The organism is Flavobacterium hibernum, from assembly GCF_000832125.1.
GTDB lineage: Bacteria > Bacteroidota > Bacteroidia > Flavobacteriales > Flavobacteriaceae > Flavobacterium > Flavobacterium hibernum.
Genome location: NZ_JPRK01000007.1, coordinates 429,744 through 442,911, shown reverse-complemented (window position 1 = coordinate 442,911; position 13,168 = coordinate 429,744). Strand labels below are relative to the sequence as shown.

Below are 13,168 nucleotides of genomic sequence, written 5' to 3'. Positions count from 1 at the left end.
TATAGTTTTTAAGTTTTAATTGGCTGGTTTTAAATTATCACCGTCTTTAAAATGTAGTCTTCTAAAAATCAATCCTGACAGAATGGTTAAAAAACCAACAATCAGAAAAGTATATCTAAAAGCATTGTGAATTTCGTTATGAATAAGCTTTACATCTCCTTGAAAAACCTTAAGAACCAATAAGCCAAAAGCGATACCAAAACCAATTGCCAACTGCTGATTTACTGAAATCAAAGAGTTTCCACTACTGGTATGATACTGTCTCAAATCGGCAATAGAAATCGAATTCATAGAGGTAAATTGTATCGAGTTAAAGAAACCTAATATAGCAATTATAGGAACATACCAATAAATAGAAGTATGAATTGATGGAATTGCTAAACAGCAAATTAAAACTCCAATAATAAAAGTATTGACCATTAAAGTTTTGCGATAGCCAAAGGTATTTAAAATACGAATTACAACAGATTTTCCAAACATTGCAGTTAGAGCCATAGGCGCAACAATCCAACCTGATACCACTGCCGATTGACCATAAGCAATCTGAATCATCATAGGCAACAACAACGGAATGGAACTAATTCCTAAACGTGTAGCCAAATTGCCCACAATACCAACTCTAAATGTTCGTACCTGAAATAGGTTTAGTGGAAAAATAGGATTATTGTCTCTTTCGGCATGGCGATAATACCAATACAACATTAAAAATCCTCCCATTAAGATCAGTAAAACGGGTGATACTCGAACTGTATTTCCGAATAATTCCAGCGAAATAGACAATAATAGTGAGGCTGCCGCAAAGATGAAAAAGCCTTTTAAATCAAAATCTATTATTTTGGATGTATAATTAGGCATGTATTTCAAACTTAAAAGGATTCCGATAAGTCCAAACGGAATATTTATTAAAAAAATCCAATGCCAAGACAAATAGTCAACCATGTAACCTCCAACTAATGGCCCTAAAACTGGCCCAATTAAGGCGGGAACAATTGCAAAATTCATTGCTTTGAGTAATTCATTTTTGGGAAATGTTCTAATGAGTGCCAATTTCCCTACGGGTGTCATCAAACTTCCCCCAACGCCCTGAACAATTCGGGCTAAAACTAAATGAGTCAGATTTTGAGAAAGTGAACAAAACAAAGACCCCAGACTAAACAAGAATAAAGCAAAAATGAAGACTTTTTTAGTTCCAAATTTATCAGACAAAAAACCACTAACGGGCATAAATAACGCTAAAGTTAAAACATAACTAATAATCGCATTTTGCATGTCTAAGGGGGATTCATTCAAATCTTTAGCAATAGAAGGCAACGAAGTGTTTAAGATCGTTGAATCAAGCATTTGCATAAAAATAGAAGTCGCTAAAATAATTGGTAATACTTTTTTTATTGCTTCATTATTTTGCTCTGTAGGTACTGTCATCACTTTTATTTTTAGGCTCGAAATATTTTTATTCCTTATTCTTTCAGAAAAAATCTGATTTATAAACTTATATTATATCTCAAAAATAAAGGTACAAAAAACATTCTTGTCTATCGATACTTACAATTTAACCAAATGAACCCAGTGAGGCAAAATTAATTTTAACACATAGAAACATAGAAATTGTATTCGCAAAAAGGCGTTTCACTTATTTTAAAACACATAGTTATAGTGTTAACTATGTGCGAGAAATATATTTCTCCTTTGCATTCTTTACTGCGCAAAAAAACTATGCTTCTATGTGTTTAATATTTTTTTGAAAAATTACAACCTACAGGCTAAATGAATCTTTATTCTACAATGCCTAAATTCTAGCGATAAATTAAATATTTCGCTCTCATTTCTTTAAACTTTTTTAGTCCATCTTGCCAACTGTTTCGTATTTCTTGTTCAGAAATTCCTGCTTCGATTTGCTGTTGCAATTTTTCGTTTCCGGCTCTGATAGAAAACTTTCTTTTGTCGAAAAATTTTGATTTATCTGATGTGGTTTGATATGCTTTTATAAGCCATTTTATTTCCAATTTGTTAATTTTTGGAATTGCTGATAAATCCTCACCATTACACTCCACTCCATTATACAACGGATCTTTGTCTCCAAAATTAGGTTTAGGCGTAAAAGCAAAATCACTTTCTGGTAAAAATGGCGAACCATAAATTTGAAACTGCTTTTCAGTTCCGCGTCCCATACTTACATTTGTTCCTTCAAAAAGACATAAACTAACATATAAGTTAACTGATTGATCGTTAGGTAAATTTGGAGAAGGTCGAACAGGTAAACTATACGTCATTTTTCGATCATAATTCAAACACGGAATAACGGTCAATTTGCATTGAATGCCATTTTTCAGCCACTTTTCTCCATTAATCATTTTAGCTTCTTCGCCAAGAGTCATTCCGTGAAGTAGTGGCGTTGGATGCATCCCAATTCCGCTTTGAAAAGCCATGTCCAAAACCGGACCGTCGACAATCGCAATATTCGGATTTGGACGATCCAACACAATCAGTGGAATATTATTCTCAGCGCAAGCTTCCATTATTCTATGCATAGTCGAAACATAAGTATACAATCTCGTACCTACATCTTGCAGATCGAAAACCATGATATCAATATTTTTTAATTGCTCAGGAGTTGGTTTATTGTTTTTTCCATAAAGAGACGCAATCGACAAACCCGTTTTTGCATCAATTTCATCAGATACTTTTTCGCCGGCATCGGCAGTTCCTCTAAATCCATGTTCCGGAGCAAAAATGGTTTTTATCTTTATATTTTTCTGAACTAAAAAATCAACCAAATGAGTTTTATCGTCAATAATCCCGGTTTGATTGGTTACAACTCCAATGTTTTTCCCTTTTAATAAAGGTAAATATGCTGTGTAATTCTCGGCTCCTGTTTTTATTTTTTGCGCAAAAGATACTGTTGAAATTAGTACGCAAATCGCTAATAGTTTTTTCATGATTTTTATTTTTTTTTGCCACAGATTAAGGGATTAAAAAGATTTTTATTTTGTTGACGCTAAATTTTTCACGCAGATTTTGCAGATTTAAGCAGATCATCACAGATTATAAAATTTAAATTAAATCTGCCAGAATCTGTAAAATCTGCGTGAAACAAAAATCTTTTTAATCCCTTAATCTGTGGCTAAATTTTCTCTCGCAGATTTAGCAGATTTAATTTATGGAAATTCATGAATTCGTGGTGAAAAAAATCTTTTTAATCCAATTAATCTGTGGCTAAAATTTATCTCGCAGATTCTACAGATTTAACAGATTTAATTCGTAGAAATTCGTGCAATTCGTGGCGAAAAAAAAGTGACAACCTTTTTCTAATTATTAATTTGCCTCCAAATTTTGGCACTAAAATCATCTTTATACATTAATCTATTCGTTCTGGTTGGATTAACACGATTGGTTAGAATAATTAAAAATCTGTTATTATCCGGATTCATAAAGAAAAAAGTTCCGGTAAAACCAGTATGTCCAAAATCATTTTCTTTAAAAAATTCATCCGGTTTTCGTTTATCAAAACCAAGTCCGCGGTAGATTCCATCTTTTACCAAAGGAGATTTTGTAAACTCCTGAACAACATTTGCTTTTAGAATTTGTTTTCCCTGATACTTTCCGTTGTTCAGTAACATTTGACAGATAACCGAGATCGATTGTGCATTGGCAAACAAACCTGCATTTCCGGAAACTCCACCAAAAATCGCGGCCGCTTCGTCATGAACATAGCCTTTAATGGTATCTTTTCTAAAAAAATTATCAACTTCGGTTGGCATTACATTTTCTATCGAAGTCCATTTTAACGGATTGTATCCTATTTTAGAAATACCTAATTCTGTATAAATTCCACGCGCCAATTCATCTAATTTTTTGCCCGTTTTGGCTTCAATCATTTGCTGTACCAAAATTAAGTTTAAGTCGCTGTACACATACTTCCCGCGTGGATTGACATTTGCAACCGAAATTTGCTGGTAAACTGTTTTATAAAACTCAGGATTTATCCACATGTTTTTATAAATCTGAATATAATTTTCTTTTGGTGTGAAAGAAAGATATTTAGAATCGTAAACTATGTTTTTGTTCACGTACATCGTATCGAACAAATCAGGATATGTATCAGATTTTTGATTGCTTAACAAAGGCGACCCGTCTGGCGTTGAAAGAAGACTTTGATAAAATGTGATACTTGCTTTTAATCCCGAAGTATGCGTTAGCAATTCGAAAAGCGTTAAATCTGAAATTGGAGTATTTTTATAAATAGGTACTAAATCGCCAACTTTATCCTTAAGATGTAGTTTATCCTCTCCAACCAAACGCATTGTTACAATTGTTCCTCCTAAAACTTTAGACATTGAAGCAAGATCAAAAACATCGTCTGATTTTACTTTTTGCTTTTTTGAATAATCATGATAGCCGTAATTTTTAGTGATAAAAACAGCATCTTTACTTCCTACAATAATTTGTGCTCCCGGAAAAAAACCTTTTTCCAACGCATTATTCATCATCGAATCGATATAAACTTCATTTCTTTTGGTATCAAAAGATTCTTTAGATTTTTTTTGAGCATAACCGTTTATTCCTAAAAAAATCAAGAAAACAAGTCCAATTCTAACATCAATATTTTTCATCATTTTTATGGATTAATTCTCAAATCTTGTCCTGCCATAAGAGGTTCGTTGTTTGTTCCTGTAATCATAATTCTTACTGCTTTTACAGGCTTCTTCGGATAAATAGAAGCATTTCCATAATCAAAAATATCACCTTTCTCAAAGTCAATTCCGTTATACGAATATTCGACATAACCATCGTTAACTATAAATCTTGGATGATGTGGAATCCCTGTTAATACATCAATTTTAGATGAAGTTACGGGATTTGTGAAGGTATACAAAATCCAATCTCCATTTGCACACGGAACATCTGTACGCAAATAGGTTTCTATGTTATAATCTTCCAGTTTTGAAATTGGAAATTTAGGATTCTCCGCCATCGAAGATGTTACTTTTACTTCTGGCTCTAAATATGGAGAACAATTGAAATTTACGTTTGCCGAAGATTCTTTTGCTTCTTTATTTTCGACCGTAAAATCTAATCGATAGGTGTTTCTTTCGTTATAATTTTCAATTACAAATCTCAAACGAAGTTTTGATTTTAATGTTTTTTCGTCTGAAAAAGTTTGTATTAATGTATCATTTTCAAAAAGTGAAACTGCTCTAATAACTCCATTTGAAGTTGCTTCATCTTTTGGATTAAACGTTAAATACCAAATACCGTTTTTGTCGATGTGCTCTGAAATATTCTCCGAAACATTTAGAACTTCAATTTTAGAAGTACTCCAAGTTGCCACTGGCAATTTCTCTACTTTTACAGCCGGACTTGCCACATCTTCATTAAAAAAAGTACGGAACATATAGTTCTCATAATCTCTTGTCTCGATTGGTTTTGTATATAAAGCCGATTCTTTTGTAGGTTCATTTCCTTGTGTGTCATAACGTACAATTGCTCCCTCGTAAGGCGGCGTTACAGTAATAGTTCCGCTTTTGTAAATTGCCGTTGGCGGAAAATCTCTAAAAGCAATTCCTAAATTTGCCAAACGTTGTAAATGACTGTGTGTTAATCTTCCGTAAAAATCATCCCAATTTTTATCTTCTTTTTTAGACCAACCTATTTCAGACAAAGCACTTATTCTTGGGTAACTTTGGTATTCTACAAATCGTGTTGGACGATCAAGATATTCGCTCCATAAAGCACCTTGAACTCCTTTTATCAGTTTTTGTTCATCTGATGTTAAATCGTCAGTTGGAATTGGCTCAAACGAATAGGCTCTTTTTGTATCTGTAATGGCTGCCCAACGATGACCGCGCTCATTCTCAGATTGTGCCATATCGAAATATAAATATTGACCAGGAATCATAATGGTTGAATGTCCTTTTTTAGCCGATTCGATTCCGTAGTTAATTCCTTGCCATGCAAAAATTAGTGTGTTTGGGTTTACTTCTCCACCTTTTAAAATTTCGTTCCAGCCAGCGGTTTTTCTATGGTATTTTTCGACAATTTTTTCAACGCGCTTAAAGAAATAATTCTGCAATTGAAAAGTATCTGTATACCCTTCTTTTTCCATCAAAGCTTTACATTTTGGGCAATGTTCCCAATTGGCTCTGTTCACTTCATCTCCCGCAACATGAATATATTCAAAAGGAAACATTTCTGAAAATTCTCTTATTATAGAATCTAAAATTTGGTAGTTTTCTTCTCGGCCAACACACCAAACATTTTTTACTTCTCCTTGTACACTTTTAGTTTCCTGAGTAGTAACACAACCAATTTCCGGATATGCTGCGGTTACAGCTCGCGAATGTCCCGGAATTTCAATTTCGGGCATAATCGAGATACCGCGATCCTGAGCATAAGCCACAACTTCTTTTATCTCTTCTTGTGTGTAAAATCCGCCGTAACGTTTATTTCCTGAGCCATAAGAGGGCAATAATACTTCGCCAGGTCCTCTCCACGCTCCTTTTTTAGTTAAATCCGGCATTGATTTTATCTCAGCTCTCCAACCGTTATCATCTGTAAGATGCCAGTGAAAAACATTCATTTTATGCGCTGCCAGCCAATCAATATAATTTTCAACAGTTTGCTTATCAAAAAACTGTCTTGAAACATCCAGCATCATTCCGCGCCATTCAAAGCGAGGATAATCTTCTATCTTCACAAACGGAATTGTTCCTTTTTTAACGTCTTTTGCAGAGCAAATTTGCACTAAAGTCTGAAAGCCATTCAAAACTCCGCTTACCGATTTTCCTTTTACAAGAACTCCTTTTTTTGTTACACTTAACTTATAACCTTCATTTGGAAGGCTCATTTTTTCATCTACCAAAAATGAAATCGTGTTTTTCTTATGCGTATCTCCAGCAGTAACTGTCGAATTAATTCCTGCATTCTTTAAAAGTGAAGCTTTGATATAATCGCTGCTTTTTTGTATTTTTTTATCTACAATAATTTGAACTGTTGAAGGAATTATAAATGCACCTTCTTTCTGCTCTACTTTTACAGGTTTTGGAATTATATCCAGTTTCTGAGCCTGAATTGTACTAAGGGAACTCAGAAATATGGCTATTAGCAGTATACTTTTTTTCATTTCTTTTATTTTTTTACAAATTCTACTGGAGCACTTTCGGTTTGAGTTTGACTCAAAGCGGAAATGGCATAAACGTAATTTTCAAAATTTGTACTTGGCATTTCTAATTGTGTTGCCGTTGTTACGTAATAAATATTCTCAGGATTATTAAAATCGGTTATGTTCTTTTTTGGAAATCTATAAATCACGTATTTCTTGTCGTTTAATCCTGCTTTCCAAGTCAATAACAATTTACTTCCGTTTTTGGCAATCACAGCGTTTGTTGGCGACTGCGGTTTTATTCTTGTAATTCTATTTGCTTCGGGAGTAAGCGCGATATATTTGTATAGTTTCTCGACAAGTGGTTTTCGTAATGTATCTCCTTTTTTCAAGAAATTATTTGCTGTAAAATGCATAGAACCATCAATTAATGGCATAGATCGAATCATATCTATTTGCTTTACGATTTGATCAGGAGTTCTCCATTCTGGGTCAGGAGATTTAGTCGAAAGTTTATACTCACCATGTCCGATATAAACATTTGTTCCGTATTTGTGGGCAGCCCACCATTTTGCCAAAACTTCAAAATCAGCTCTCTTAAAACCAATATGCCAGTACAATTGTGGTGTTACATAATCGATCCAGTTTTCTTTTTGCCATTTTAAAATATTAGAATACAAGTCATCGTAGTTGGATGCTCCGGCTAATGTATTTGAACCTTCTGAATCTTTGGCTATATTTCGCCAAACTCCAAAGGGCGAAATCCCAAATTCGACTTCTGGTTTATTTGCAATTATGGTGTCTCTAATTTGTTTGATGATTAAGTCGACATTATCTCTTCTCCAATCGTCTTTGTCTTTAAACTGGCGTGGCTCTTTTATAAAGGCTTTCTGATCTGGAAATTCTTTTCCTTCAATTCTATACGGATAAAAATAATCGTCCATATGTATCGCCTGAATGTCATATTTGCGAACAATTTCACCCACTACAGACGAAACAAAATCTCTGGTTTCTTTTAAACCCGGATTAAAATATCTCGATCTTCCGTAGGTAACAAATAACTCGGGTTTCTTAAAAAATAAATGTGTTTTGGCAAGTACAGATTTGGCTGTATCTTGTTGTACACGATAAGGATTTAGCCAAACATGTACGTTCATTCCTCTTTTTCCAGCTTCATCAATCATTAATTGTAATGGATCAAAAGCTGGAGCGACTCCTTGACTTCCCGTTATCCAATGTGATGCCGGTTCTTTTGTCGATTTGTAGTAAGCATCGGCTGTTGGACGAATTTGAAAAACGACGGTATTCATATTATAAGATCTCAAATTATCCAAAATGGTAATCATTTCAGATTTCATTTGCTTGTCTGAAAGCCCAGGTTTTGATGGCCAGTCGATATTATCTACTGACGAAATCCAAACTGCCCGCATTTCTCTTTTTGGAGATTCCTGACTAAAAAGTTTTGTCTGAAGCAGTAGTACTAGAATAAGAATTTTTAAACTTTTCATAATTACTGTTTTTTGGTTAGTTAGTTTTTTTTGATTCGTGTAAGCTGTAACAGAAAACTTAGCCGCAAAACTGACAATTCCTATTGTGACTAGGAAAATAAAGGTTCGCGACTATTTTCTCAATATTGCCATTTCGACGAAGGAGAAATCACATCCTATATTCGACAATAGTTCGTTCTCAATTTGTGTGATTTCTCCTTCGTCGAAATGACAAACTGAATGGAAAAAAGGTCAACAATTAAGCTTTACAGCTTGTCTAAATCTTTTTAATCCCTTAATCTGTGGCGAAACTTTTCTCTCTCAGATTTAATTCCTGGAAATTCGTGTAATTCGTGGCGAAAAAAATCTCTTTAATTCTTTTATGTGTGGTAAAAAAACCTAACAGATTTTAAAAACCTGTTAGGATAACCAAACAAAATTTATGTACCGCATATTTTTTATAGAATCGCAACACATAATTACTTATTGAACTTATTATTATAAATAAATTATATCGTGGTTACTTTGTGTTAGACGCCCTGCTGTGCGTCTCTGCGTAAAAAACCTTTTAATCTAAACTTTAGACGCACAGCAGTGCGTCTCTACGCAAAAAACCTTTGCACCTTTGTACCTCAAAACCTTTGTACCTCAAAATAATTACTAAAAAATAACAATTGGAACTTCAAGGAGTTTTCCCAATATTCAATATTATGTTGTCCGGGACGTTCGATGTAATCGTGATTAATTTTTAAAGCCAACATCTTTGTATGAAGTTGTCTGTTTACATCTATAAAAAAGTCATCAACACCACAATCTATAATTAGTTTTAAGTTGTTGTCTTTTACCAAATCCAGCATATTGGTAACTGTGTTTTTATCCCAATTTTCAGGAAACTCTGTTATTGAACCTAATCGTTTTTTGATATCCCACTTTTCCGGAAACGGACGAAAATCTACTCCTCCGCTCATACTTCCTGCTGCTCCAAAAATGTCCTGATGTTTAAATGACAAATACAATGCGCCGTGCCCGCCCATACTAAGGCCAGATATTGCACGACTTTCTCGATTTGCAATTGTTTTATAGTTTTTATCTACAAAAGGGACTAATTCATTTATTACATAGGTTTCGTATTTAAAACTTGGATCTATTGGACTATCAAAATACCAACTCGAAAAATTTCCATCGACACCTATTACTATAAAACCATATTTATCTACCTGTTCTCCAACGTGTTTAAAACTTTTTACCCAAGTAGCATAATTACCACTATAACCGTGAAGCAAATAAACAACGGGAAATTTTTTCTTGCTTTTTTTATAATTGTCAGGAACTATTACACACGTTTTTATGTTCTTATTCATCGAAGCACTAAAAACCTGAATGGTATCTACTTTTGCTGCTTGAGCAGAAAAGAATACAAATGCCAGAAATAATGTGTAGATTGTTTTTTTCATAAAATCTTGTTTTAGTAACTTTTTCAAAATAAGTTCCTTATTTTTTACCATTAAGATATTAAGTTTATAAAGCTTAATATCTTAATGGTAAAAGAAAATTAAGTTTCATTTAAAAATTCTAAAATTTACTTTAAGCAATCTCTTAAAATTGTTACCGGATGCATTGCTTTTCTATTTGTTCCGTCAAAAATTTGATGGCGACAACTTGTTCCTGCTGCTGCAATTGCAGTTGTAGATTCAGTTGCACGAATTTTTGGAAACAAAGTGTCTTCACCCATTTTCATACTAATTTCGTAATGCTCTTTTTCATACCCAAATGAACCCGCCATACCACAACAACCTGAATTGTAAATCGTAACTGAACTATTTTTGGGCAAATTGAGCATTGCAAAAGAAGCTTCGACTGTACTTAATGATTTTTGATGACAGTGTCCGTGAATTTTTATTGTCTTTTCTATTTCAGAAAATTGACCGGAATGAATTTTCCCTTTTGTTATTTCTCTTTTAAAAAACTCTTCGACTGTAAAGGTATTTTTTGCTAATTTCTCTGCACTTTCTTTATCTCTTGCCAATCGAATATATTCGTCTCTAAAAGTTAAGATGGCCGATGGTTCAATACCAATTAACGGAATATTCTCCGAAATTAAAGTTGCAAAAAGATTCACATTTTTATTAGCGATTTCTTGAGCTTCTTCCAGAAAACCTTTTGATATAAAAGCTCTTCCGCTTTCTTCGTGATTAGTAACAATTACTTCGTAACCCAATGCTGTTAATAATTCGTAAGCATCAATTCCTACCGAAACATCATAATAGTTTGTAAACTCATCACAAAAAAGATAGACTTTTCCGTTTTTAAAAGAATTATTTTCGCCTGATTTTTTATTTTTTTCGTACCATTTTCTAAAAGTTTTAGGCGCTAATAAAGGTACTTGTCTTTTTGGTGCAATTCCCATACTTTTTTTGACCAATGACAAATTGGAAACAAAATTAGTAATCGAGGGAGCAACACTTCCCAACTGATTCAGTTTGGAATTAAATGCAAACACTTTGTTTCGAAAAGAGAATCCGTTTGCTTTTTGATATTGGTACAAAAACTCTGCTTTTAAAGTGGCAACATCTACATTACTTGGACATTCGCTTGCGCAGGCTTTACAACTTACACACAATTCAAATACTTTATATAATTCTTCGTGGTCGAACTTATTGTCTTTTTCAGAATGTGTTAGATATTCTCTCAGCGCATTGGCTCTGGCACGAGTGGTATCTTTTTCATTTCGCGTGGCACGATAACTTGGACATAAAGTTCCTCCTGCCGATGGCATTTTTCTGCAATCGCCAGATCCATTACACTTTTCAGTAGCACGCAAAATTCCCATACTGTCTGAGAAATCCTGAATGGTTTTTATATCTGGTTCAATCCTTCCTGCCTCAACACGAAGATTTTCATCCATTTTAAAAGCGTTTACAATTTTTCCAACATTCAAAATTGTATTTGGATCAAAAGCGTTTTTTATACGTTTTAATAATTCGTAATTTTTATCGCCAATCATAAACGGCAAAAATTCCCCACGCACTATTCCATCACCGTGTTCACCGCTAAGTGAACCTCTGTATTTTTTTACCAAAATAGCCACTTCTGTAGCGATGTTTCTAAATTGGTGTAATCCTTCTTTTGTTTTTAAATTTAAAACCGGGCGCAAGTGAATTTCTCCTGCTCCGGCGTGTGCATAATAAATGGCGTCTTGTCCGTGACTTTTCATCATGGCCGCAAAATCTGCAATATAATTTGGTAAGTCACTTACTTCAACCGCAGTATCTTCAATAGAATCTGCAGCCTTGTCATCTCCAACAATACTACCCAAAAGTCCCAAACCTGCTTTTCGTAAATCGTTTATTTTATCAATGTCCGATCCATAAATTTTAGGCAAAGCATATCCAAAATTATTCTCCTCAAGATCTTTTATCAAAGCATCAGCCTGCAATTCTGCATCTTCCATACTTAAGTGCGAACCTACTTCGAGCATAATTACTGCTTTTGGTTCGCCTACTATAAAAAATCTGTTTTTGGCTTGTTCTCTATTGGTTTTAGTACAATTTAAAATTGTATCATCCATCATTTCACAAGTGTACAAATGATGTTTCATTGCGGTAACTACGGCTTCTAAACTTTCCTGAATAGTATGAAAATGCGCCACAACCATTACATTATTGGTTGGCGGTAAATCATCTACTTTTAGTGTAATTTCAGTGGTAAACGCTAAGGTTCCTTCACTTCCGCAAAGTAGTTTTCCTAAATTTATTGTGTTTTCTGAACCTGAAAATAGTTCTGATTTTAAGAGTATATCAATCGCATAACCTGTATTTCTTCGATGAATTTCTGGCTTTGGAAATTCTTTTACAATCTCTTCCTGATTTTCTTTATTCGAAAGTTCCTCATAGATTCTTTTGTAAATTTTATTTTCTAATGAATCTCCTTTTGTCTTCTCCATAAATTCTTCTGAAGACAGATCTTTAAAAACCACAATACTTCCGTCGCTTAATACGGCTCTAATCTCGACTATTTTGTCGCGCGTAACTCCGTAACGTATTGATGTGGTTCCAGATGAATTATTACCAACCATTCCGCCAATCATACAACGATTTGTGGTCGAGGTATTTGGACCAAAAAATAGACCATATGGTTTTAAAAACAAATTCAATTCATCTCTAATAACTCCCGGTTGTACTGTTATGGTTTTCTTTACAGGATCAAAAGAAACAATTTTTGTAAAGTGCTTCGAAACATCTACAATAATTCCGTTTCCAACTGTTTGTCCAGCCAGCGAAGTTCCTGCTGTTCTTGGTGTTATTGAGATTTTATTTTTTGAGGCAAAGCGAATGATTTTAACAATATCTTCTTCTGTTTTTGGAACTGCTACTGCCTCAGGTATAATCCTGTAAGCTGATGCATCAGTGGCATATAATTTTTTATGAAGATCGTCATAAAAAAGAGTTCCTTCTAATGAATCTGATAGTTGCTGTAATGGAAGAGAATTGGACATTATTTGGTAATTGGTGGTTCTTGGTTAATTTGGAATAATCTGGTTTATAAAAGTCCTAACAGGTTTAAAAAACCTGTTAGGCTTACC

Annotated in this window: 7 protein-coding genes; all 7 read right to left on the bottom strand. The window is 33.9% G+C overall.

The annotated features are described in order from the left end of the window. Positions 1-15: 15 nt before the first annotated feature. The 7 genes from IW18_RS09120 to IW18_RS09090 all read right to left on the bottom strand — a co-directional run bounded on the left by IW18_RS09120 (position 16) and on the right by IW18_RS09090 (position 13,081). Positions 16-1,422, bottom strand: coding sequence for an MFS transporter (locus IW18_RS09120; RefSeq protein WP_041517271.1), 1,407 nt, complete (start codon positions 1,420-1,422; stop codon positions 16-18). Between the two features lie 371 nt (positions 1,423-1,793). Continuing rightward, positions 1,794-2,936 carry an exo-beta-N-acetylmuramidase NamZ family protein gene (locus tag IW18_RS09115; protein WP_041517270.1) on the bottom strand — a complete coding sequence of 381 codons (1,143 nt, stop codon included), beginning with the start codon at positions 2,934-2,936 and terminating at the stop codon, positions 1,794-1,796. Between the two features lie 369 nt (positions 2,937-3,305). Continuing rightward, on the bottom strand, positions 3,306-4,613 hold the full coding sequence (locus tag IW18_RS09110; RefSeq protein WP_240475545.1) for a serine hydrolase domain-containing protein: 1,308 nt from the start codon (positions 4,611-4,613) through the stop codon (positions 3,306-3,308). Positions 4,614-4,615: 2 nt separating this feature from the next. Then, positions 4,616-7,120 (bottom strand): beta-N-acetylhexosaminidase, encoded by a 2,505-nt coding sequence (locus IW18_RS09105; RefSeq protein ID WP_041517269.1) that lies wholly within the window; start codon positions 7,118-7,120, stop codon positions 4,616-4,618. Between the two features lie 5 nt (positions 7,121-7,125). Continuing rightward, the gene (locus IW18_RS09100; RefSeq protein WP_041517268.1) at positions 7,126-8,607 is read right to left on the bottom strand and encodes a glycoside hydrolase family 10 protein; all 1,482 of its coding nucleotides are present in this window, start codon (positions 8,605-8,607) and stop codon (positions 7,126-7,128) included. Positions 8,608-9,218: 611 nt separating this feature from the next. Continuing rightward, entirely contained in the window at positions 9,219-10,040 is an 822-nt protein-coding gene (locus IW18_RS09095) for an alpha/beta hydrolase (RefSeq protein WP_041517303.1), read from the bottom strand. A 125-nt stretch (positions 10,041-10,165) separates the two neighbouring features. Continuing rightward, positions 10,166-13,081, bottom strand: a complete 2,916-nt coding sequence (locus tag IW18_RS09090; RefSeq protein WP_041517267.1) for an FAD-binding and (Fe-S)-binding domain-containing protein — start codon at positions 13,079-13,081, stop codon at positions 10,166-10,168. Positions 13,082-13,168: the final 87 nt, after the last annotated feature.